Here is a 22,894-nt window from a genome sequence, read left to right as displayed (position 1 = left end):
CCTTAGTCTTTGACGGCGCCGCTGGTCAGCCCGGCGACGACGTACCGCTGGGCGACGACGAGCAGGACGGCCGCGGGGATCGCGGCGAGCACGGCGGTGGCCATGATCCCGTTCCAGTCGGCGGACTGGTTGCCGACGAACCGGTAGATGCCCACGGTGATGGGCTCGAACGACCGGCCGGTGGTGAGGGTGACCGCGAACAGGAAGTCCGCCCAGGCGAACAGGAACGAGAACAGCCCGGCGGTGACGAGCGCGTTGCGGCTGACCGGGACGATGATCGAGAAGAACGTCCGCCAGTACCCGGCACCGTCCACCCGGGACGCTTCGGTGAGCTCCTTGGGTACCGAGATCATGAAGGCCCGCAGCAGGAGCACGGCGAACGGGATGGTCGCGGTGGAGTCCGCGAGCACGAGCCCGAGGTAGTTGTCGATCAGCCCGAGGTTGCCGAACACGGTGTAGAGCGCGTTGGCCATCACGATGCCGGGGATCATCTGCACGATGAGCAGCACGAACACCAGCACGGGACCGCCGCGCACCTTCAGCTGCGCCAGCGCGTACGACGCCGGTGCGGCGATCACCAGCGACACGAGCACCGTGCCGAGGGCGACGACGACGCTGGAGAGGAGGTTCGGCCCCTGCGTCGCCACGGCCTTCCGGTAGCCGTCCAGGGTGCCGTCGACGGGGAAGAACGCCGGGTCGGGGCGCAGCAGCGCGCCGCTGGGCTGCAGGGACGCGTTGACCATCCAGTACAGCGGGAACAACAGTACCGCGACGATCAGGACGCCGGCCACCGTGCGGCCTTTCACGCCGCCGCCTCGGCCAGGGTCGCCTTCGCCGAGCGCAGGTAGAGCAGCCCGAACACCGTCGCCACCAGGATGAGGACGTTGCCGACCGCGGCGCCCTGGCCGAACGCGAAGTCCTGGAAGGACAGCCGGTAGGACCACGTCGTGAGCGTCTGGGTCGCGTTGGCCGGCCCGCCGCCGGTGACGACCATGATCACGTCGAACACCTTGATCGTGTAGACCAGCCCGAGCATGAGCACGATCCCGGTGACCGGCCGCAGCAGCGGCCAGGTGAGGTGCCGGAACCGCTGCCAGGCCCCGGCGCCGTCCAGCGCGGCGGCTTCGTAGAGCGACGCGGGGATCGCGCGCAGCCCGCCGTGCAGGATGACCAGGTTGAACGGGATGCCGATCCAGATGTTGGTGAGGATCACCGCGGGCAGCGCCCAGCCGGTGCTGCTCAGCCACGGGACCGCGTCGAGACCGACCGCGCGCAGCGCCGCGTTGAGCACGCCGTGGTCCTGGTCGAACATCCACCGCCAGACCGCGCCGCTGACCACCAGCGGCAGCAGCCAGGGGAGCAGGAGCAGCGAGCGCAGCAGCGCGCTGCCGAGGAAGCGGCCGTTGAAGAACACCGCCAGCGCCAGCCCGATGCCGAACTGGAAGACGAGCGACCCGGCGGTGAACAGGACCGTGTCGACGACCGCCGTCGAAAACAGCGGGTTGCCGAACACGGCCGCGTAGTTGGCGAGGCCGACGAACGGAGCTTCGCCGGTGTAGAACGACTTCACCGTGTAGTCCTGCGTGCTCATCACGACGTTCGCGGCCAGCGGGTAGCCGAAGAACACGACGATGTAGGCGAGCGCGGGCAGCAGGAACAGCCACGCGGCGAACCGGTTGTCCCGCCGGGGTTTCCGGCCGGCGCGAGGGGGTGCCGCGACGGCCGGGGCGAGCAGGGTCACGACCCGCTCGCCTGCTGCGCGGCCTTGAGGGCCTGGTCGGCCGGCAGCTTCCCGGTCAGCGCCGCCTGGACGGCGTCGGCCAGGGCCTGCGAGACCTTCGGGTACTTCTCGCCGAGCTCGGCGGTGCGGGAGCGGGCCGAGCCGACTTCGTCGACGAACGCCTGCATCGCGGGCTGCTCGGTGCCGAACTTCGCGGCCACGGCCGTCTTCGACGGGATGTAGGCGTGGGCCTTGCTCCACTGCAGCATCGTGGGTTCGGAGAGGATGCAGGAGAGCACCTTGCCCGCCGCCTGCTGGGCCGGGCCGCTCGTGACCGGCACGGCGCCGACTTCGCCGCCGAGGGCGACCACCGGCTTGGCGCCCGCCTGCGGCACCGGGATCGGCACGACGCCGTAGTGCAGCGCCTGCTGCTCGTCGAGCCGGGCGAGGTTCCACGACCCGTTGACCATCATCGCCGCGTTGCCGGCGACGAACTGGTCGGCGACGTCGTTCTGGTTCCACGTCACGACGGACTTCGAGGCCGACCCGGAGTTCACCAGGTCGGTGACGAACTGAAGCGCTTTCACCGACTGCGCCGAGTCCAATTGGGACAGTTCGGCGCCGTTGCTCCAGAAGAACGGCAAGAACTGCCAAGTGCCTTCTTCGGACGGGATGGCGGAGAAGGCGAGCCCGTACTTGCCGTCCTTGGTCAGCTTCGCCGCGGCGGCTTTGAGCTCGTCCCAGGTCTTCGGCGGCTGGACACCGGCCGCGGCGAGCAGGTCCTTGTCGTAGATCAGCGCGAGCCCGTTCACGCCGGGCGCGACACCGTACACCTTGTCCTGGTAGGTGCCCGCCTTGACGATGCTTTCGTAGAAGCCGTCGGTGGTGATGCCGTAGTCGGCCAGCGGGGTCAGCGCACCGGTGGCGGCGACCTGCTGCAGCGTCGGGTTGTCGGTGAACAGCAGGTCCGGCAGCGTCTTCGAGCTCGCGCCCTGCAGGACCTTCGGCAGCATCTGGCTGGTCGGCACCTTCTGCCGCTCGATCTTGATGCCGGTCTGGCCCGCGCACGCGTCGAGGATCTTCTGCCACGCCGCCGATCCCTGCTCGTCGGCGTAGTAGTCGAGCTCGGTGATCGAGCCGGCGGGCTGGGCGCTGCTGGACGTCGTGGGCGCCGGGCTGGGGCTGCAGGCGGCTAAGAGCGCGGCGCTCGCGGCCAGCACGAGGGCGCGACGGGCTACGGGCATGGCGATTCTCCTTCGGCGGTGGAGCAGAACCGGGTTGCCGATCCGGCCGAAAAGCAGGCCGGTCCCCCGAGCGGTACGTAACCGTCCCTACGGGGCGATCCGGCCGTGACTGTGGTCGGATCGGGAACGAACAACACAGCGTGGCGCGGCGGTGCTCTCGCGGCGCGTGAGGCGGGGCCCGAGCAGCCGGACCTCCGGGGTGGTGTGGCCGGCGAGCCGGCGCATGGTCATTTCGACAGCCTGGGTGCCGACCTCTTCGGCGGGGATGGCCACGTTGGTCAGCGCGACGGCGTGCTGCTCGGCCATGCTGTCCGGGCAGACCGCGATGACCGAGATGTCCTCGGGCACGCGCAGGCCGCGGTGGCGCAGGTCCGCGAGCAGACCGGGCAGGACGGCCTCGTTGTGCACGACCAGGCCGGTCAGGTCCGGGTCGGCGGTGAGCAGGTCGTCCAGGCAGGCGCTCACCGCTTCGTAGGAGTGGGCGCACGGCCGGTTCGCCGCCCGCACGTCCCGCGTCTTCGCCGCGTCGTCGAAGCCGCGCAGGAATCGCGTCGCATAACTGGTTCCGCGCCGGTAGACGGCGGGGGAGGGGCCGATCAGGCCGATCGCGCGGTGCCCCAGGTCGGCGAGGTGCGCGACGCACGCCGATGCCGCGGCGGTGAAGTCGAGGTCGACGCAGCTGAGCCCGGCCGGGTGGTCGGGCACGCCGATGAGGACCACCGGCAGGTCGAGCGCGAGCAGCATCGGCACCCGCGGGTCGGCGGTTTCGACGTCCATCACCATCAGCGCGTCGGCGATCGCCGAGGACGCCACCCGCTGCAGCGCGGCCGGGCCTTCGTCCTTGGTCAGCAGCAGGAGGTCGTGGTCGTGCGCGCGGGCCGCGGTGACCGCCGAGGCGACGAACTCCATCACCACGGCGACGTTGAGGTCGGTGCGCAGCGGCACGACCAGCGCGAGTACGTTCGTCTTGCTGCTGGCCAGCGCCCGCGCGCCGGCGTGCGGGTGGTAGCCGAGCCGGCGGATGCTGTCCTCGACCAGCCGCCGGGTCTTCGGCGAGATCGAGCGCTTCCCGCTGATCACGTACGACACCGTGCTGGGGGCCACCCCCGCCGCGGAAGCGACGTCGTTGATCGTGACCACGGGCGGCCTCCAGGGAGATCATTGTCGAAGCGCATCGACGATGGCATGAAGGTAAGTGACACCCGCCGGAAACACAAGCGTGATTCGCGGTTCCCGTGAATTCGATTCCCATTCGACGGCAGCGTTGTTCGTCGAAATTGTCGAACGTCGCTGATGACGGTTCTTCCCGCAGCTCAGGGCGTAGATTCGGGCGGTCGGCCGGAGTTGCTGGGAGCGCGTCCAGTGAGTCTTGACCATCCGTCGGCGTGGCTGTAATAGTCGTCGCATCCCCACCCTCGACGCGAATGTTCCGCGCCGCGCCGTCGAAACGATTCGACGAAACCGGAGGCCGTCCGTGCGCCTGTCCCCGTTCCGCCGCGCCCTCGTCCCGGTGGTCACCGCGACCCTGCTGCTGGCCCCGTCGCCGGCGCTCGCGGCGCCCCCGCCGCCGTTCCGCGACCCGGCGCTGCCGGTGGCCGCGCGGATCGACGACCTGCTGTCCCGGCTGACCGCCGACGAGAAGATCTCGCTGCTGCACCAGTACCAGCCGGCCATCCCGCGGCTCGGCATCGGCGTGTTCAAGACCGGCACCGAGGCGCTGCACGGGGTGGCCTGGTCGACCGACTACGACAACAACGGCGCGGTCGTCAAGGCGGACGGGACCGTGTTCCCGCAGGCGGTCGGCCTGGCCTCGACGTGGGACCCGGCGCTGGTCAAGCAGGTGGGTTCGGCAGTGGGGCAAGAGGCACGCGGCTTCAACGCGCGGAACCCGACGCTGTGGGGCCTCAACCTCTGGGCCCCGGTCGTCAACCTGCTGCGCGACCCGCGCTGGGGTCGCAACGAAGAGGGGTATTCCGAGGACCCGCACCTCACCGGCGAGCTCGCGACCGCGTACGGGCGCGGCATCCAGGGCGACGACCCGCGCTACCTGCAGGCCGCCCCGACGTTGAAGCACTACCTCGCCTACAACAACGAAGTCAGCCGCGACACCAGCAACTCGTCGGTGCCGCCGAAGATCCTGCACGACTACGACGAGCAGGCGTTCAAGATCCCGCTCGAAGCCGGGGCGGCCAACGCGGTCATGCCGTCGTACAACCTGGTGAACGGCCGCCCGAACACGGTCAGCCCGGACCTCGGCGGCGCGCTGCGGAAGTGGGCGCCCCAGGACATCGCCGTCGTCAGCGACGCCGGCGCACCGTCCAACCTGGTCAACTCCGAGAAGTACTACGCCACCAAGGCCGAGGCGGACGCGGCGGCGATCAAGGCCGGGCTCGACAGCTTCACCGACGACGACACCGACGGCTCGATCACGGCCGCCGCGGTCAAGGAGGCCCTCGAGCGCGGGCTGCTGAGCATGGCCGACGTCGAAAAGGCCGACCGCCACCTGCTTTCGCTGCGGTTCCGGCTCGGCGAGTTCGACCCGCCGGGCCGCAACCCGTACGCGAAGATCACCCCGGCGGTGATCAATTCCCCCGCGCACCAGGCCCTCGCCCGCAAGGCCGCGGCCGAGCAGGTCGTGCTGCTGCGCAACGACCGGAACGCGCTGCCGCTGGCCGCGACCGGGAAGGTCGCGGTCGTCGGCCCGCTGTCGGGCACGCTGTACGAAGACTGGTACAGCGGCACGATGCCGTACCGCGTGACCCCGAAGCAGGGCATCGCCGAGCGGCTCGGCGCCCCGGTCGCGTCGTCCGAAGGCGTCGACCGCATCGCGCTGAAGGACCTCGCGACGGGCCGCTACCTGACCGCTCCCGAGACGCCCGGCAAGGTGACCGCCGGGGCGACCACCGCGGGCACGGCCGAGTCGTTCGACGTCTACGACTGGGGCGCGGGCAAGAACACCCTGCGCGCCGCCGCGAACGGGCGGTTCCTGAGTTACTCCGGTGGTGCGCTGGTGAACGACGCCGAGCAGCCGTCCGGGTGGTTCGTGCAGCAGCAGCTCAAGCTCGACCCGCAGCCGGACGGCAGCTACGTGCTCGAGTACGCGGGCAACGAGGTGACCGAGCCGTGGTTCGGGCCGAACCGCTTCGCCGTCGTCGGCGCGGACGGCGTCCTGACGATCTCCGCCCCGGACGCCGCGCACGCCACGAAGTTCGGCCGGGACGTGCTCGTCAGCGGCATTTCCTCGGCCGTCGACGCGGCCCGCGGCGCGTCGACCGCCGTCGTGGTGGTCGGGAGCATGCCGTTCATCAACGGCCGCGAGGCGAACGACCGGACCAGCACCACGCTGGCTCCCGCACAGCGCGCCTTGATCGAGGCGGTCGCGAAGGTCAACCCGCACACGGTGGTCGTGGCGGAGAACAGCTACCCGACGACCGGCTGGGACACGCTGCCCGTGCCAGGTGTCGTGTGGACCAGCCACGCCGGGCAGGAGACCGGGCACGCGATCGCCGACGTCCTCTTCGGCGACGTCAACCCGAGCGGGCGTCTCACGCAGACGTGGTACGCGTCCGACGCGGGACTGCCGAGCATCCTCGACTACGACATCGCGAAGACCGGGATGACCTACCAGTACTACCGCGGGAAGCCGTTGTACCCCTTCGGGTACGGGCTCAGTTACACGAGCTTCCGCTACGGCGCGGTACGGGCGTCGCCGGCTGGTTCGTCGGTGCGCGTGAGCGTGGACGTGACGAACACCGGCAGCCGGGCCGGGAGTGACGTCGTCCAGCTGTACTCGAAGGACTCCGGGGTGCAGCGGCTGCGCGACTTCGAGCGCGTGACGCTGGCACCGCGGGAAACCCGCACGGTCCGGTTCTCGGTCCCGGTGTCGGAACTGGCGTCGTGGGACGTCTCGCGGGGACGGTCCGCGGTGGCGGCCGGGGTGCGCGAGTTCTCCGTGGGGCACAACGCGGCCGACCTTTCCGCGGCGCAGCCGGTGTACGTGCCGGGGGAGCGCGCGCTGCCCCGCGACCTGAGCCGGCCGACCCCGGCGGAGAACTTCGACGACTACGCCGGCACGACGTTGACGGACACGGCCAAGACGTCCGGCACCTCGGTGGCGGCGGTGGCCGGGAGCTGGCTGGCCTACCGCAACGTCGCTTTGACCGGCCCGGCGCGTTTCTCGGCTTCGGTGTCGGCTTCGGCGCCGGCCGAGGTCACGGTGCGCTTGGACGCACCGACCGGCCGCGTCCTGGGCACGGCGGCGGTACCGGCCACGGGCGACCACTACGCGTACACGACGGTGACGGCGCCCTTGGCGGCGGCGACCGGCCACCACGACGTCTACCTCACGTTCGACGGCCCGGTGAACCTGGCGACGTTCTCCCTGCGGTGAGAGCCGGGCGCTAGGGTTTCCGGCCCAGCCCGGCGTAGGGCAGCGCGTTGATCGCCGGGTCGTCCGACATGTCGCCGGCGCCTTCGGGCTTCCACATCGCGCAGCCGACCACGCCGGGTTCCACCACCTCGAAGCCGTCGAAGAAGGCGAGGACCTCGTCGTGGGTGCGGGGGACCGGCTGGTTCTGCTGGTTCTGGTTGCTCTTGTACACCTCGACCGCCTCGTCGAGGCGCTGCGACTCCGAGTCGGCCGCGACGTGCGTGACCGCCAGGAAGCTGCCCGGTGCGAGGCGGTCGCGGTAGCGGGCCACGATGCTCGCCGGGTCCCAGGAGTCCGGGACGAAGTGCAGCAGCAGCAACATGAACACGGCGACCGGCTCGTCCAGGTCGAGGAGCTTGCCCGCGCCGTCGAAGACGTCGTTGACGTCGCGCAGGTCGGCCTGCAGGACCAGGCAGTTGTCGTTGCCCTGCAGGAGCAGTTCGCTGTGCGCGACCGCGACCGACTCGCGGTCGACGTACACCACCCGGCACGACGGGTCGGCCTGCTGGACGATCTCGTGCAGGTTGCCCGCCGTCGGGATGCCGGAGCCGATGTCGAGGAACTGCCGGACGCCCTGACCGACGAGGTAGCGGGCCGCGCGGCGGAGGAAGGCCCGGTTGAGGCGGGCCGCGTCGCGGACGCCCGGCATGATCTTGAGGATCTGCTCGCCGAGCGCGCGGTCCGCGGCGAAGTTGTGGTCGCCGTCGAGCCAGAAGTCGTACACCCGCGCCGGGTTCGGCACCGAGGTGTCGATCTCCGGCGGTACCCAGCTCGATTCCCCGGTCACGGGACCTCCTGCCCTCGCCCATTCTGGAGAGCGGGAGTGTAGCGCCCTCCTCCGTTCGTGTGGAGTGACAGCCGAGGCCCGCGCCGCCCGCTAAGGTGACGCGGTCACGAGGAGACGAGGCCATGACGAACGTCCCCGGTCGCTGGCCCGTGCTCGGGCACACCGTGCCCCTGCTGCGCGACCCGCTGAAACTCTTCACTTCCTTGCCCGCGCACGGAGAAGTCGTCAAACTCCACCTCGGCCCGCTGCCGGTGCACGTGGTGACGACGCCGGAGCTGGCCTGGCAGGTGCTCGCCACCGACGCCGACAAGTTCGACAAGGGCCTGGTCTTCGACAAGATGCGCCCGCTCTTCGGCGACGGGCTGGCCACCTCCAACGGCGAGCTGAACCGCCGTCAGCGCCGCCTGGTGATGCCCGCGTTCGGCCGCACCCGGCTCGCGGGCTACGCCGAGAACACGATGACGAAACTGGCCGACGAGCTGGCGAAGTCCTGGCAGCCCGGCGAAGTCGTCGAGTTCGACCGGCGGATGCAGGAGCTCGTGCTCACCATCGCGGGGCAGACGTTGTTCTCCACCGCGCTCGGCTCCGAAGCGCTGGCGGAGATCCAGCGGTCGATCCCGGTCATGCTGAAGTACGTGCTGGTCCGGGCGTTCTCGCCGAAGTTCGTGGAACGCCTGCCCATCCCGCCCAACCGCAGGTTCGACGCCGCCGCCGCGCGCCTGCGGGACGTCATCGGCGAAACCGTCGTCGCGGCCCGTGAACAGGGCGCCGACCACGGCGACCTGCTCTCGATGCTGCTGCTGGCCCGCGACGAGGACACCGGCGAGGGCATGTCCGACCGCCAGGTGCACGACGAGGTCATCACGATCCTCACCACCGGCGCGGAGACCACCGCCGTCGCGCTCGCCTGGTTCTTCCACGAGCTCGGGCAGCACCCGGAAGTCGAACGGCGCTTCCACGCGGAGGTCGACGAAGTCCTCGGCGGGCGGCCCGCGCGTTTCGAAGACCTGCCGGATCTCGTTTACACGCACCGGATCGTGAACGAGATCGTCCGCCGCACCCCACCGCTGATCCTCATGCGCCGCGCCCGCGAGGACGTCGTGCTCGGCGGCGTCCGGATCCCGGCGGGCACCGAGGTCGCGGTCAGCCAGCACACGCTGCACCGGGACCCGCGCTGGTTCCCGGACCCGGACCGGTTCGACCCGGACCGGTGGACCCCGGGCCACACCGCGGAACTGCCCAAGGGCGCGTACATCCCGTTCGGCGCGGGCGCGCGGCTGTGCCCGGGGCACGTCTTCGCGCCGACGGAGATCGGCATCGTCGCCGCGACGATCGGAGCGCGCTGGCGTCTGGTCCCGGTGCCGGGAAAGAAGGTGTACGCGCAGCTCAAGGCGACGATGCAGCCGAACCGCCTGCCGATGACCGTGGTGCCGCGGACCTGACGGTGCCGGTTCCACTACCGGGTGTAGTGTTCTCGGGTCCGAACAGCCCGCCCCATCCGGAGGAGTACGGCGTGAGACTGCCGGTCAAGCTGACGTCCGCGTTGTTCGCCTGCGGGGTGCTGCTCGCCTCGCTGACCGCCGCGATGCCCGCCGAGGCCGCCGCCATCTCGTGCACTGACACGGATCTCCCCGTCACCGGACCGGGGCTGCCGCCGCTGGTGCCGGGCGCGCCCGCGACCGTGCACGGCCGGCTGTGCCTGCCCGCCGGCGAGGCGCCCGACACCGTCCAGCTGCTGGTGCACGGCGGGACGTACAACAGCGCGTACTGGGACCTGCCCTACGAACCGCAGCGCTACTCCTACCAGCGCGACATGGCCACCCACGGCTACGCGACGTTCGCCGCGGACCAGCTCGGCGCGGGCCGCAGCAGCCACCCGCTGAGCCTGCCGCTGTCGGTCTGGGCCGCCGCCGAGTCGATGCACGAGGTCGTCGGCCACCTGCGCGCCGGGCGCGTCGGCGGGGTCCCGTTCGCGAAGGTGGTCATCGTCGGGCACTCGGTCGGCTCCGGCGTGGTCGCGGTGGAGGCGTCGACCTACCACGACGTCGACGGCGTGGTCCTGACCGGCATCACGCACCTGCCGGCGCTGCCGGTGCTCGCGCTCGGCGCCGCGCTGGGCCTGCAGCCGGCCCTGCTCGACGGGCAGCTGGGCAAGCTCGGCAGCGATCCGCTGTACTTCACGACGAGGCCGGGCGCCCGGGCCGGGCTGTTCTACGCCGGTGGCGACGCCGATCCCGCCGTGATCGCGGCGGACGAGGCGACCAAGGACCAGGTTTCGGTGCCCGGGATGGGCACGGTGGCGCTGTTCGGGATCGTGCTGCCGGCGACGAAGGGAATTACCGCACCGGTTTTGCAGGTGGTGGGGGAAAAGGACGTTCTTTTCTGCGGCCTGCTCGCGCTGCGTGACTGCACCCGTTCCGATGTGTTGCGGGCGCAGGAGGCGCCGTATTACGCCGACCCGTCGAAGCTGTCGATGTACGTCCTGCCGGGCGCGGGTCATTCCGTTGCGTTGCACGAAAACGCCGCCGATTACCGCGACGCCACCCGTACGTGGTTGCAATCCGCCCTGGGGATCGCTCCGCAGGGTTATCACTCGATTGGATGAATGCTGTTTCGTGCGCCGGACGCCTTTTCGCGCCAAGATAAATCGGCCCACCGACCGGAGTGCGTCCGTCGAACCCAGGACAGGCTGAGGTGACTGCTCCCCAACCCCGTGGTGATCACCCGCGGCAGAAGCCGTCCGCCGAACGAGCGGCGCGGCGGCTCGGCACGCTCGCGCGCAAGTGGGGCTACTTGATCAGCACCACGGCGTACCTGCCGCACACGCCCGAGGAGATCGAGCGCGAGCTGGGCCTCCTCGTCACGACGCTGTTCGACGCCGTCGCCGCCGACCCGCCCGACCTCGCCGCGGCCGCGGCCGCGGGCGGCCGGCTCGTCGAACTGCGCTGCGTCGGCACGGACAGCCTGCGCCGCAGCCTGGAGGTGCTCGGCAGGGCGCTGCTGCGCGAGCCGGAACTGCACCGCGTCGACGGGCTCGCCGAACGGGTGGTGCTGGTGCTCGGCGCGCTCAGCTCCGGCTACGGCGAGATGCAGCGCGAGGACATCCAGAAGCGCCAGGAAGGCTTGAGCCGCGCGTTGCTGAAGGTGGAGCAGGAGACGCGCCAGAAGCAGGTCATCACGCGCGCGCAGTTCGAGGAGGTGTTCGCCGGCTCGGCCAGCGGCGTCGCGCTCACCGAGCTGGACGGCCGCGTGCTGCGGGCCAACGCGGCACTCGCCAAGACGCTCAACCGCACGCCGGCCGAGATCGGCGCGCTGAGCCTGTTCGACCTGGTGCACCCGGAGGACGTCGAGCAGCTGCGGGACGCCTACCGCGAGCTGGTGGCGGGCAAGCTGCACCGGCTGCGCACCGGGCGGCGGCTGGTCGGCAAGGACGGCGAACCGATGTGGGCCACGTTCGCCGCGTCGGTGATCCGGGACGCCCTCGGCAAGCCGAGGCAGCTGCTCACGATCGTCGACGACGACACCGAGGTCTCGCTGCTGCAGCGGCGGCTGTCCCACCAAGCCCTGCACGACGTCCTCACCGGGCTGCCGAACCGCCAGTTCTTCAGCACCCGCCTGGAAACCCTGCTGCGCGACGCCGACCCGGCGCGCGGCGTCACGCTGTTCCACCTCGACCTCGACGGCTTTTCCCGGATCAACGGCGGCCTCGGCCAGGAGCTCGGCGACCGCGTGCTGCGCGGGGTCGCGGCGAAGCTCAAGACGATCTTCGACGGCGAGGAGGCGCTCGTCGCCCGGCTCGGCGGCGACGAGTTCGGCGTGCTGGTGCAGAACGGGGCGGAGACGCCGGGCGTGCTGACGCTGGTCCGCCGCATCACCCACGACCTCGCGGAGCCGGAGTACGTCGACGGGCAGCGCGGGGTGGCGGTGGCGGCCGCGATCGGCGTGGTCCACCGCCCGCCGCGCGACGTGACGCCGGTGGAACTGCTGCACGCGTCGGACCTGACGCTGCGCCGCGTGCAGCGCACGGGCAGCCAGTGGGGCCTGTTCGACCGCGAACTGGACCGGCGCGACCGCCACGACTTCGGCGTGGCCGCGGGGATGGCGGGCGCCTGGGAGAACGGCGAGATCGAGGTCTGCTACCGCACGCTGGTGTCCGCGGCCGACGGCTCCGCCCGCGGCGTCGAGGCCCGGCTGCGGTGGAACCACCCGGCCGAAGGCGTGCTGGCGCACGACACGTGCGTGGGCCTGGCGGCGGCGACCGGGCTGGCCCTCCCGCTGGGCGCGTGGCTCCTGCGCACGGCGGCCGAGCGGCTGCTCGAATCCGGGAGCGAGCTCCCGCTCACCGTCGAGCTGACGCCGCAGCAAGCGGCCGACCCCGAACTGGTCGGCGAGATCCGCGGCGTCCTGGAATCGACCGGCCTGGCCCCGGCCGCCATCCGCCCTGGCTTCCCGGCGGCGGCGTTGCTGGCGGATTCCGGCGACGCGGCCGACAACCTCAAGGTGCTGGCCGAGATCGGCGTCCGGGCGGAGCTGCACGACGTCGGCGACGCGACCTGCCTGGCGGAGTTCCCGGCCCGGACGGTCCGTCTCGCGTCGGGCTTGGTGGAGCGCCGTACGCACCCGCTGGTCGAGCCTTCGCTGACGGCCTTGATCGAGGCGGTCCACCAGGCCGGCGCGGAGGTCGCCGTAGCCGGGGTGGAGAACGCCGACCAGGCCCAGTGGTGGCGAGACCGCGGCGTGGACCGGCTGTCCGGCCCGGCGTTCACCGGGCCGACCGGCCTCTAGATCCGCACCAGCACCTCGTCCAGGGGCTTGCGCCGCAGGTCCGGGACCACGCAATCGTCGGCCGGGTAGCCGACCGGGATCACCGCGAACGCCTTCTCGTTGCGGGGGCGGCCGAGCAGCTCGCCGAGGAAGCGCATCGGGGACGGCGTGTGCGTCAGCGCCGCCAGGCCGGCCACCTGCAGCGCCGTCAGCAGCATGCCGACCGCGATGCCCACCGACTCGTCGACGTAGTAGTGCTTGCGGACGCCGCCGTCGTCGTCGAGGGCGAAGCGTTGCTGGAACACGACGATCAGGTACGGCGCGTCGGTCAGGTGCGGCTTCACCGCGTCCGTGCCGAGCGGCCGCAGCGCGTCGAGCCACGCCTCGCCGAGGCGGCCGTCGTAGGAGATCCGCTCCTCCTCTTCCGCGGCTTCGCGGAGGCGGCGGCGGACGTCGGGGTCGGTGACGAGGACGAACGTCCACGGCTGCTGGTGCGCCCCGCTCGGCGCCGTGGACGCCACCGCGATCGCGTCCAGCACCGCGCGCTCGGGGACCGGGTCGGCGGAGAACATCCGGACCGAGCGCCGGGCCTCCATCCGCTGCCGCAGCGCGGCGGCCTGGGCGAGGGCTTCGTCGTCGGGCAACCGGGCGGGCCGGTAGGGGACCGGGTGGTAGGTCATGCCCGGATTGTGGCGGGCGACACGCTCGCCGCAGCAGGGCCAAACGTACGATCCGCGGTGTGAAGCGTCCGTTCTACGGACAGTAAGGTCTGCCTTTCCTCGATTTTTACGCCGGACAGCCCAGGGTAACTAGGCTGTTCGGTCCTGTCGCGCGAAGTGATCTCCTCATTACCCTCCAGTAGCAGGCAGTGGTGCCGGTCACAGTCGTTCCGGGAGGCTCTATGGCGTCGCGCGTCCGAGGACCTGGCTCCGAAGACCGGCGCGAACTGCGGATCCGGCACCTCTCCGGTTGCCTTCCGTGCACGCTCACATGCGCGTACTGCGGGCTGCCGGTGCGGCTCACCGGACCGGGCGACCACCCCGGCTACGGCGTGGTCGAAGAAGTGACCGGCGACCTCGTGCTGCTGCACCGCTTCTGCCGCGGCGCGCTCGGCCGCTGCCGGACGCGGGGGTGCGTGCTGCGGCGCGCCCACCTCGGCCGCGCGACCGAGCAGTACGAAACCGGACGGCGGCGGCCCGGGCGCTACCAGCGCCTCGGCGTCCGCCGCTCGGCCGACCTCGACTTGTACCGGAAACACTGGCGGGTCGCGAAGATGCGGTACGCGTGCAAGGCGTGCCGGTACTACACCGGCTCGCACTGAGCCGGTCCTTCCATCACGACGCGGAGGACTCGTGCTCGTTCGTCTCATCCTCGGTCTGCTCATGACCGTCGTCGGCCTCGCCGTCGCCGGCAAGCGAGTGGCTTTCCTGTACCAGCTGATCAAGGCGGGCCAGCCCGACGCGAAGCGGTCGAACGAACTGGGCGCCCGCCTCCTCGCGCAGGTGCGCGAGGTGTTCGGCCAGCGCAAGCTGCTCAAGTGGTCGGTGCCCGGCGCCGCGCACTTCTTCACGTTCTGGGGCTTCGTGATCCTGGCCTCGGTGTACCTGGAGGCCTACGGCGCCCTGTTCGACGAGCGGTTCGCGATCCCGTGGATCGGCCACTGGGCGGTGCTGGGCTTCCTCCAGGACTTCATCGCCGTCGCCGTGGCCGTCTCGCTGGGCGTGTTCACGATCATCCGGATCAAGAACGCCCCCGCGCGCAAGGATCGCGCGTCGCGCTTCTACGGCTCGCACACCAGCGGCGCCTGGCTGATCCTGATCATGATCTTCAACGTCGTCTGGACGATGTTCTTCTTCCGCGGCGCCTCTTCGGCGTCCGGGAACTTCCCCTACGACAACGGCGCGTACGTCTCCCTCGGCGTCGGGAACCTGCTCGAGCCGCTCGGGCACTCGACGACCGAAGTGCTCGAGACCGTCGGCCTGCTGCTGCACATCGGCGTCATGCTCGTGTTCCTGTCGATCGTGCTCTACTCCAAGCACCTGCACATCTTCGTCGCGCCGATCAACGTCTCGGCGAAGCGGCTGCCGGACGCGCTCGGCCCGCTGCTGCCGATGGAGTCCGGCGGCGTCGCGATCGACTTCGAGGACCCGGGCGAGGACGACACGTTCGGCCGCGGCAAGATCGGCGACTTCACGTGGAAGGGCATGCTCGACTTCGCCACGTGCACCGAATGCGGCCGCTGCCAGTCGCAGTGCCCGGCGTGGAACACCGGGAAGCCGTTGTCGCCCAAGCTCGTCATCATGAACCTGCGCGACAACCTCTTCGAGGAGGCGCCCTACATCCTCGCCGGCACCGAGCACGAGGAGGCGCGCCCGCTGGTCGGCCCGGAGGCCGACGGCGGCGTCATCGACCCCGACGTCCTCTGGTCGTGCACCACCTGCGGCGCGTGCGTCGAGCAGTGCCCGGTGGACATCGAGCACGTCGACCACATCGTCGACATGCGCCGCTACCAGGTGATGATCGAATCGGCGTTCCCGACCGAGCTGGGCGGGCTGTTCAAGAACCTGGAGACCAAGGGCAACCCCTGGGGCCAGAACAACTCCGAGCGGCTCGCCTGGACGAAAGACCTCCCCTTCGACGTCCCGGTGTTCGACGGCGAGCTGGGGGAGGACGTCGAGTACGTCTTCTGGGTCGGCTGCGCGGGCGCGTTCGACGACCAGGCGCGCAAGACCGTCCGCGCGACGGCCGAGCTGCTGAACATCGCCGGCGTGAACTACGTCGTGCTCGGCAACGAGGAGTCGTGCACCGGCGACCCGGCGCGGCGCGCGGGCAACGAGTTCCTGTTCCAGATGATGGCCCAGCAGACGGCCGAGACGCTCAACGCCGTGTTCGAAGGCCGCGAACCGCGGCTGCGCAAGATCGTCACGACGTGCCCGCACTGCCTCAACACGCTCAGCCGCGAGTACCCGCAGCTGTACGGGCACTACGAGGTCGTGCACCACACGCAGCTGCTCAACCGCCTCGTCCGCGGCGGGCAGCTGACCCCGGTGAAGGGCGTCGAGGACGGCCCGCGCGTCACCTACCACGACCCCTGCTACCTGGGCCGCCACAACAAGGTCTACACCCCGCCGCGCGACCTGGTCGGCGCGGCGGGCGCCCAGCTCACGGAGATGCCGCGGCACGCCGACCGCGCCCTCTGCTGCGGCGCGGGCGGCGCGCGCATGTGGATGGAGGAGCAGATCGGCAAGCGCATCAACCTCGAGCGCGTGGACGAAGCGATCGCGACCGACGCGGAAACCATCGTGACCGGCTGCCCGTTCTGCCGCGTGATGCTCACCGACGGCCTGGTCCAGCGCCAGAGCGAGCAGAAGGCGCAGAACGTCGACGTCCGCGACGTGGCCCAGCTCCTGCTGGAGCGGGTGAAGACCCCGGACAGCCCGGCACCGAAGGTCTGACCGGGTTCACCCGTCCGCCGGATATCCCCGCACCCGCCGCACGGCTCTTCCTCGAAAGGCGGAGAGCCGTGCGGGAGGAGTGCCGGTGGCCGAGGCGAGGATCGAAACGCTCGGCGGGTCCGGGGCGCGGCCGGCGGTGCGCCGGGGTTCGTGGCTGGTCGGGCGCGGGCCTGACGCGGACCTGCGGTTGCCTTCGGACCAGGTGTCGCTGCGCACGCCTGGATCCGCCGCGACGGGCGCGGCACCTGGGTCGCCGACGCCGGCTCGCGCAACGGCACCTGGGTGAACGGCCGGCGGCTGGCCCCGCGCCAGGACCACCTCCGACGGGGAGGGCGGTGCGCGGCAGACGCGGACGTGGGAGCGGTCGTCCTCCGGCGGGGGTTTCCTTCGGGGACGTCTCGGCCGGGACGATCACCAACGCCGGGCGCGACGTCGACACCAGCTACGACCACCGGCAGCACCACAACTACGAGTTCACCACGCCCGAAGGCGAAGCGATCACCCTGCTGGCCACCGGGAAGGGCGCCGGCCGGGTGGTGATGGTGCTCGGGCTGCTGATGATCCTGGCCGGGTTCGGCATCTGGGTGTCGGTGATCTTCCGGTTCGTCAAAGCGGGCTCCGACTCGGTCTCGTCCGGGTCGTTCGGCTCGCCGCCGCCGCTGCTCGGCCCGGAGGTCTTCGACGGCGTTCCGCTCGGCGCGGTCGGCTTCGCGCTGTTCGGGCTGGGTGGTGTCGTGGTGCTGATCGGGATGGTCATGGCCAGGGCGGCGTGCGAGCGGCGCCGGAACGGGAGGCGCTGGATGGACGGGATCCACTTCCACGGCGAGTCCGGGCCGGAACGATCACCGACGCGGTCCACGGCGACATCAACACCGTCCACGGTGGACACCAGGAGATCCACCGCGGCCTCGACGCCCGCCACGTCACCAAGCTGGTCCGCACCGAACTCGACGCGGCCCGCCTGCCACCGGCGGCGAAAGACGCCGTGCACGACGCCCTGGACGAGGTCGACCGGGAGGTCGTGCACGGCGGGTCCGCGCGCTCCACGGTGACCCACGCCCGTGACCTGCTCCGCGCCGCCGGCGGCCTCGGCGTGCCGTTCTAGTCGTCCACAGTGGACGGAGTCGCGGTCTCCTCGCTGTCCCGGTCCGCTCGGACGTCATGAACGAGTCGTTCACCGCGTCCGACGTCATGAACGAGTCGTTCATGACGTCCCGGGACCCCGCGCGAGCCCGGCCCTTCTGCGGTGCGCTGATCGCTGTAGGAAGAACTAACCAGTTCGTACATTTGTGGAGACTGTCGTGGCTTTGGGTCGTTTGCCAGTGAACGTGGAGCCGATCCTGCCGCACCTCGACGAACTCTCGCCGGAGCGCACGGCTGGTCGGCGACCTGCGGAAACGCTCCGGCCCGACCCGGGCAGAGACCGACGACCTGACGGCCGTAGAGCGCGCCGACGGGCTCGTGCACGCCACGCCGACGGAGACGGCCGCTCGCACTGCCGGCCGGGCTGCTCGTCACCGGCGCCGAGCCTGATCGGCGCGGATGCTGCACCCCTCCGACGCGCTCGAAGGGGAGGCGGCCCGCGCCGCCTGACATGCGGCGCCACCGGCGAAAACGCCGGCTTCGCCGCAACCACCGCCCCGGGAGTTCTTGCCCGGAGCGGCTTTCGTCGTGCCCTCGAACCGCCGGCTGCGAGATTCCGGCTCCCTCGCGGTGAAAAACGGCCCGGACACCTTCCTATCCGGACGACTTCCCCCACCGGAAGCGGCGACCGGGTGACCGGGCGACTACTCCGAGTCAGAGTGCCCGGTGGGTTTACAACGTTCCGGCAACCGCCTTGACAGGGCCTGTGGTACGTACCACTCTAACCCCAACATTGGTCTACACCATTTGGGGAGCCTGGCCGTGGCGGCCGGGTATCGAAAGGACGGCATCGAGTGAAACGCTGGCTCAAGCTGGCGGCGGGCGCCGCCGCACTCACGCTCGCCACCGCAGGGTGCGCGGGCTCCAGCGGATCGGACACCGCCGCGTCGTCGAGCGGTGCTCCCGCGCAGATCACCGGCGACGTCACGGTCTGGCTGATGACGGGCTCCGCGCCCGCCACGCTGACCGACGCGCTGAACAAGGAGTTCGAGGCCGCGCACCCCGGGGTCAAGGTCAAGTACGAAGTCCAGCAGTGGGACGGCATCCAGCAGAAGCTGACCACCGCCCTGGCCGGCGGCACCCCGCCGGACGTGATCGAGATCGGCAACACGCAGACCGCGGCGTTCGCCGCGCAGGAAGGCGTGCTGACCGACCTGTCCGGGGACAAGGACAGCTTCAACGGCGCGCAGTGGCTGAAGGGCCTCGCCGACTCGGGCACCTACGACGGCAAGACCTACGGCGTGCCGTTCTACGCGGCGAACCGCGAGGTCATCTACCGCAAGGACATGTTCGAGCAGGCCGGCATCACCAAGCCGCCGACGTCGAACGACGAGTGGGTCGACGCGATCACCAAGCTGAAGACGAAGTTCGGCTCGGACCCCGACTTCCAGGCGCTGTACATGCCGGGGCAGAACTGGTATTCGCTGCTGTCCTTCATCTGGGACAACGGCGGTGACATCGCGCAGGCCGACGGCAAGAACTTCAAGGCGACGCTGGACAGCGCCGGTGCGAAGGCGGGCCTCGAGTTCTACAAGAAGCTCGTCGACACCTCCGGCACCAAGGCGCCGAAGGACGCGGACGAGGCCAAGCCGCAGCAGGCCACCGTCTACGGCGCCGGCAAGGTGGCCATGATGATCGGCCTCCCGTGGGAGCTGGCGACGGCCGCGAAGACCGACGCGAGCCTGACCGCCAAGACGGGTGCCTTCGCGATCCCGAGCAAGACCGCCGGCCAGAGCGCCCCGGTCTTCCTGGGCGGCTCGAACCTGGCCATCCCGGCCAACAGCAAGAACGTGGCCGCGGCCAAGGAGTACATCAAGCTGCTCTCCAGCGCGAAGTACCAGGGCCAGCTCGCCGCCGCCGGCGTCGTGCCGGGCACGTCGACCGACCTCACGGGCCTGGACAAGGACCCGCTGGGCAGCGTGATGGCGAAGGCCTCCACGAACGGCAAGGCCGTGCCGGCCAGCCCGAAGTGGGGTGACGTGGAGTCCGGCCAGAACCCGGTCAAGGACATGCTGACCGCGTACCTGACCGGCAAGAAGACGCTCGACCAGGCGACCGCCGACGCCAACGCAGCGCTGAACAAGCTCATCGGCGGATGACAGCGACCGCGAATGTGACGATGCCGGCGGGGGCGACCCCGCCGGCATCGCCGCGCGACGCGGGGGTCAAGCGGCGCAAGCGGGGCCGGTTCGGCGACCGGGTCCTCCCGTACCTGCTGCTCCTCCCCGCCCTGGCGGCCATCCTGGTGCTGCTCGCCTGGCCGCTGGTCCAGGTGCTCGCGATCAGCTTCCGCAAGCTCGACATCGGCCAGCTCGTCTCCGGCAAGACGGTCTGGATCGGGTTCGACAACTACACGAACACGCTTTCGGACCCGGAGTTCTGGACGGTCACCTTCCGGACCCTGGTCTTCACCGCCGCCATCGTCGCCGCCACCATCCTCGGCGGCCTGCTGCTGGCGGTGCTCATGCGCCACCTCGGCCCGGTCGTGCGGATCATGGTCCAGGTGACGCTGGTGCTGGCCTGGGCCACCCCGGTGATCGCGACGACCACCGTGTTCCAGTGGATCTTCGACCAGCAGTACGGCATCCTCAACAAGACCCTCGACCGGCTGGGCTTCCACGGCTTCATCGGCTTCTCGTGGTTCTCCAGCGGCCCCAGCACGCTCGCCGTGATCGGGCTGCTCATCGTGTGGCAGGCCGTGCCGTTCGTGACGTTCTCGCTGTACGCGGGCATCATCGGCGTCTCGCGCGAGCAGTACGAGGCCGCCGGCATCGACGGTGCCAGCGCGTGGCAGACGTTCCGCGCGGTCACCTGGCCCGCGATCCGGCCGATCACCACCATGGTGACCTTCCTGTCGGTGCTGTGGGACTTCAACGCCTTCGCCCAGATCTGGGCGATCCGCGAGGGCGGCCCGGACGGCGGGAGCACCACGCTGGCCGTCGTGCTGTACCTCAAGGGCATCGCGGGCAACCACTTCGGCGCGGCGGGCGCGATCGCGACCCTGATGCTGATCGTGCTCGCGCTCATCACGGGCCGGTACATCCAGCTGCTCACCCGGACCCGGGAAGGTGATCTGTCGTGAAGAAGTCGCTGTCGCAGCGGATCGTGCTCTCGGTGGTCGGCGTGCTGGTCGCGCTGGCGATCGTGTTCCCGACGTACTGGATGTTCGTCACGTCGCTGCGCACGCCCGGCGAGATCCTCTCGCCGAAGTACGACCTCATCCCGACGTCGTTCTCGTTCGGCAACTTCGCCACCGCGCTCGGCAAGGACAACTTCCCGACGTACCTGCTGAACAGCCTGATCGTCACCGTCGGCTCGGTACTGTGCGCGCTGATCGCCGGGACGCTCGCGGCGATCCCGCTCTCGCGGCTGCGCTTCACCGGCCGCAAGGGCTTCCTGGTGCTGGTCATGGTGGCGCAGCTGGCGCCGGTGTCGGCCCTGTTCATCCCGCTGTTCCTGCTGATGCGGGACGCCGGGCTGCTCAACACGCTGCCGTCGCTGCTGCTGATCTACTTCGCCACCACGCTGCCGTTCACGGTGTGGATGCTCTACGGCTTCGTCAACGGGATCCCGTACGAGCTGGAAGAGGCCGCGATGATCGACGGCTGCAGCCAGACCGGCGCCTTCCGCCGCGTCACGCTGCCGCTGCTCGGGCCGGGACTGGTCACCACGTCGGTGTTCAGCTTCATCACCGCGTGGAACGAGTACCTGTTCGCGCTGGTCTTCATCCAGGACAAGCCGAAGGAGACGCTGCCGGTGTGGCTGGCGTCCTTCCGCACGGCGTTCGCCACCGACTGGGGCGGGGTGATGGCCGCGTCGGTCATCTACGCCATCCCGGCGCTGATCTTCTTCCTGCTCGTGCAGCGCAAGCTCGTGTCCGGCGCGACCGCCGGTGCCGTGAAGGGGTAGCCGTTGTCCACACCGGAGAAGCTCGCCGAAGCAGTCCTCCTGCCCGGGTTCGCCGGGACGACCGCGCCGGACTGGCTCCGGCGCCGCGTGGCCGGCGGGCTGGGCGGGGTGGTCCTGTTCGGGCGCAACGTCGTCGACGACGAGCAGGTCGCCGCGCTCACCGCGCAGCTGCGGGGCGAGCGCGACGGCGTGGTGGTCGGGATCGACGAGGAGGGCGGCGACGTCACCCGCCTCGACGTGAACACCGGGTCGTTCGTGCCGGGGCCGCTGGCCCTCGGCGCGGCCGACGACCCGGAGCTGACCACGGCGGTCGCCGCCGCGCTCGGCGAACGGCTCGCGGCCTGCGGTGTCACGCTCGACCTGGCGCCGTGCGCGGACCTGACGCTGGCGGCCGAAGACCCGATCATCGGCGTCCGGGCGTTCGGGTCCGACCCGGCGAAGGCGTCGCCGCACGTCGCGGCGTATGTGACCGGGCTGCAGAAGTACGGCGTGGCGGCGTGCGCCAAGCACTTCCCGGGCCACGGCGCGGCGACCGAGGACTCGCACGTGGCCCTGCCGGTGCTGCCGCGGACCGTCGAAGAGCTGCGCGAGATCGAGCTGGTCCCGTTCGCCGCGGCGATCCGGGCCGGGGTGCGCTCGGTGATGTCGGGCCACCTGGTCGTGCGGGCCTGGGGCGACGAGCCGGCCACGCTCAACCGGACGGCGCTCACCGACGTCCTGCGCGGCGAGCTCGGCTTCACCGGCGCGGTCATCACCGACGCGCTGGAGATGGGCGCGGTCTCGGGCGCGTACGGCAAGCACGACGGCCTCGGCCGCTCGGCCGTGCGGGCGCTGGCCGCGGGCGCGGACGCGCTCTGCCTCGGCGGCGCGGCGTTCGAGGCCGAGCACCTGGACGCCTGCGTCGCGGCGATCGTGGCCGCGGTGGCGGCGGGGGAGCTGCCCCTGGAGCGGCTTTCCGAAGCGGCTTCGCGGACGGCGGCGCTCGGCACCGACCCCGCGCCGGCGACGGTCGGCCCGGTCGACCGGCGGCTGGGGCTGGAAGCGGCGCGCAAGGCGTTGCGCGTGCGGGGCGACGTGCGGCTGGCCGGACCGCCGCTGGTGGTCGACGTCCAGACCGAGCCGACCATCGCGGCCGGTCCGATGCCGTGGGGACTCGGTGCGCACCTGGCCGAGCTGGTGCCGGGAACGCGGGTACTGGCCGCGACCCCGGACGACGCCGACGCGGTTCTCGAAGCGGCGCGGGGGTTCCGCAGCGTTGTCGTGGTCACGCGGGAGGCACACCGGCACCCGCGCGTGCGGGAGCTGCTGGCCGCGTTGTCCACTGTGGACTACATCCGCGTCGAGACCGGGGCACCGGGACCGGCCGGCGACGGCGGCCCGCGGATCGACACGTTCAGCGGCTCCTACGTGAGCCTGCGGGCGGCGGCCGAGTACCTGGCCTGA

Annotated in this window: 19 protein-coding genes; 12 read left to right on the top strand and 7 right to left on the bottom strand. The window is 70.9% G+C overall.

Annotated features, from left to right (window positions below; translation table 11 throughout):
- Positions 1–2 precede the first annotated feature (2 nt).
- The 4 genes from MUY14_RS15640 to MUY14_RS15625 form a co-directional block, all read right to left on the bottom strand.
- Entirely contained in the window at positions 3–806 is an 804-nt protein-coding gene (locus tag MUY14_RS15640; protein ID WP_247023734.1) for a carbohydrate ABC transporter permease, read from the bottom strand.
- A complete protein-coding gene (locus tag MUY14_RS15635; RefSeq protein WP_396126808.1) occupies positions 803–1,741 on the bottom strand; it encodes a carbohydrate ABC transporter permease in 939 nt (312 codons plus the stop codon). The genes MUY14_RS15640 and MUY14_RS15635 overlap by 4 nt, the downstream gene beginning before the upstream one ends.
- Entirely contained in the window at positions 1,738–2,964 is a 1,227-nt protein-coding gene (locus tag MUY14_RS15630) for a sugar ABC transporter substrate-binding protein (protein WP_247023733.1), read from the bottom strand. Before MUY14_RS15630 ends, MUY14_RS15635 begins: the two co-directional genes overlap by 4 nt.
- Before the next feature lie 87 nt (positions 2,965–3,051).
- On the bottom strand, positions 3,052–4,104 hold the full coding sequence (locus tag MUY14_RS15625) for a LacI family DNA-binding transcriptional regulator (RefSeq protein ID WP_247023732.1): 1,053 nt from the start codon (positions 4,102–4,104) through the stop codon (positions 3,052–3,054).
- Between the two features lie 334 nt (positions 4,105–4,438).
- Here MUY14_RS15625 and MUY14_RS15620 point away from each other — a divergent pair, with 334 nt between their 5' ends.
- Entirely contained in the window at positions 4,439–7,354 is a 2,916-nt protein-coding gene (locus MUY14_RS15620; protein WP_247023731.1) for a glycoside hydrolase family 3 protein, read from the top strand.
- 10 nt (positions 7,355–7,364) lie between these two features.
- Here the strand turns inward: MUY14_RS15620 and MUY14_RS15615 are convergent, their stop codons facing one another.
- Positions 7,365–8,180 carry an SAM-dependent methyltransferase gene (locus MUY14_RS15615; RefSeq protein ID WP_247023730.1) on the bottom strand — a complete coding sequence of 272 codons (816 nt, stop codon included), beginning with the start codon at positions 8,178–8,180 and terminating at the stop codon, positions 7,365–7,367.
- 122 nt (positions 8,181–8,302) lie between these two features.
- Between MUY14_RS15615 and MUY14_RS15610 the strand changes: the two genes are divergently transcribed.
- From MUY14_RS15610 to MUY14_RS15600, 3 genes are all read left to right on the top strand, one after another.
- The gene (locus tag MUY14_RS15610; RefSeq protein ID WP_247023729.1) at positions 8,303–9,622 is read left to right on the top strand and encodes a cytochrome P450; all 1,320 of its coding nucleotides are present in this window, start codon (positions 8,303–8,305) and stop codon (positions 9,620–9,622) included.
- A gap of 71 nt (positions 9,623–9,693) precedes the next feature.
- On the top strand, positions 9,694–10,785 hold the full coding sequence (locus MUY14_RS15605) for an alpha/beta hydrolase (RefSeq protein ID WP_247023728.1): 1,092 nt from the start codon (positions 9,694–9,696) through the stop codon (positions 10,783–10,785).
- 89 nt (positions 10,786–10,874) lie between these two features.
- Complete coding sequence (locus tag MUY14_RS15600) at positions 10,875–12,965, top strand: EAL domain-containing protein (protein ID WP_247023727.1); 2,091 nt, start codon at positions 10,875–10,877, stop codon at positions 12,963–12,965.
- Here MUY14_RS15600 and MUY14_RS15595 read toward each other — a convergent pair.
- The gene (locus tag MUY14_RS15595) at positions 12,962–13,624 is read right to left on the bottom strand and encodes a nitroreductase family protein (RefSeq protein ID WP_247023726.1); all 663 of its coding nucleotides are present in this window, start codon (positions 13,622–13,624) and stop codon (positions 12,962–12,964) included. The two genes, MUY14_RS15600 and MUY14_RS15595, sit on opposite strands and share 4 nt — an antisense overlap.
- Positions 13,625–13,845: 221 nt before the next feature.
- Here MUY14_RS15595 and MUY14_RS15590 point away from each other — a divergent pair, with 221 nt between their 5' ends.
- From MUY14_RS15590 to MUY14_RS15580, 3 genes are all read left to right on the top strand, one after another.
- A complete protein-coding gene (locus MUY14_RS15590) occupies positions 13,846–14,265 on the top strand; it encodes a hypothetical protein (RefSeq protein WP_247023725.1) in 420 nt (139 codons plus the stop codon).
- A gap of 31 nt (positions 14,266–14,296) precedes the next feature.
- Positions 14,297–16,399 (top strand): (Fe-S)-binding protein, encoded by a 2,103-nt coding sequence (locus tag MUY14_RS15585; RefSeq protein ID WP_247023724.1) that lies wholly within the window; start codon positions 14,297–14,299, stop codon positions 16,397–16,399.
- A gap of 222 nt (positions 16,400–16,621) precedes the next feature.
- The gene (locus tag MUY14_RS15580) at positions 16,622–16,939 is read left to right on the top strand and encodes an FHA domain-containing protein (protein WP_247025144.1); all 318 of its coding nucleotides are present in this window, start codon (positions 16,622–16,624) and stop codon (positions 16,937–16,939) included.
- Here MUY14_RS15580 and MUY14_RS15575 read toward each other — a convergent pair.
- Positions 16,866–17,156: a hypothetical protein gene (locus tag MUY14_RS15575; protein WP_247023723.1), complete on the bottom strand. Its 291-nt coding sequence runs from the start codon at positions 17,154–17,156 to the stop codon at positions 16,866–16,868. The genes MUY14_RS15580 and MUY14_RS15575 overlap by 74 nt on opposite strands.
- 12 nt (positions 17,157–17,168) lie before the next feature.
- Between MUY14_RS15575 and MUY14_RS15570 the strand changes: the two genes are divergently transcribed.
- From MUY14_RS15570 to MUY14_RS15550, 5 genes are all read left to right on the top strand, one after another.
- Positions 17,169–17,504, top strand: coding sequence for a hypothetical protein (locus MUY14_RS15570; RefSeq protein WP_247023722.1), 336 nt, complete (start codon positions 17,169–17,171; stop codon positions 17,502–17,504).
- An 832-nt stretch (positions 17,505–18,336) separates the two neighbouring features.
- Positions 18,337–19,641 carry a sugar ABC transporter substrate-binding protein gene (locus MUY14_RS15565; RefSeq protein WP_247023721.1) on the top strand — a complete coding sequence of 435 codons (1,305 nt, stop codon included), beginning with the start codon at positions 18,337–18,339 and terminating at the stop codon, positions 19,639–19,641.
- Positions 19,638–20,624, top strand: coding sequence for a carbohydrate ABC transporter permease (locus MUY14_RS15560; protein WP_086858551.1), 987 nt, complete (start codon positions 19,638–19,640; stop codon positions 20,622–20,624). Before MUY14_RS15565 ends, MUY14_RS15560 begins: the two co-directional genes overlap by 4 nt.
- Positions 20,621–21,451 (top strand): carbohydrate ABC transporter permease, encoded by an 831-nt coding sequence (locus MUY14_RS15555; RefSeq protein WP_247023720.1) that lies wholly within the window; start codon positions 20,621–20,623, stop codon positions 21,449–21,451. Before MUY14_RS15560 ends, MUY14_RS15555 begins: the two co-directional genes overlap by 4 nt.
- 3 nt (positions 21,452–21,454) lie before the next feature.
- The gene (locus MUY14_RS15550; RefSeq protein ID WP_247023719.1) at positions 21,455–22,894 is read left to right on the top strand and encodes a glycoside hydrolase family 3 protein; all 1,440 of its coding nucleotides are present in this window, start codon (positions 21,455–21,457) and stop codon (positions 22,892–22,894) included.

This window comes from Amycolatopsis sp. FBCC-B4732 (assembly GCF_023008405.1).
In the GTDB taxonomy this organism is placed as follows: domain Bacteria; phylum Actinomycetota; class Actinomycetes; order Mycobacteriales; family Pseudonocardiaceae; genus Amycolatopsis; species Amycolatopsis pretoriensis_A.
The sequence above is the reverse complement of the archived record's forward strand: the minus strand, read 5'-3'. Positions and strand labels throughout refer to the sequence as shown.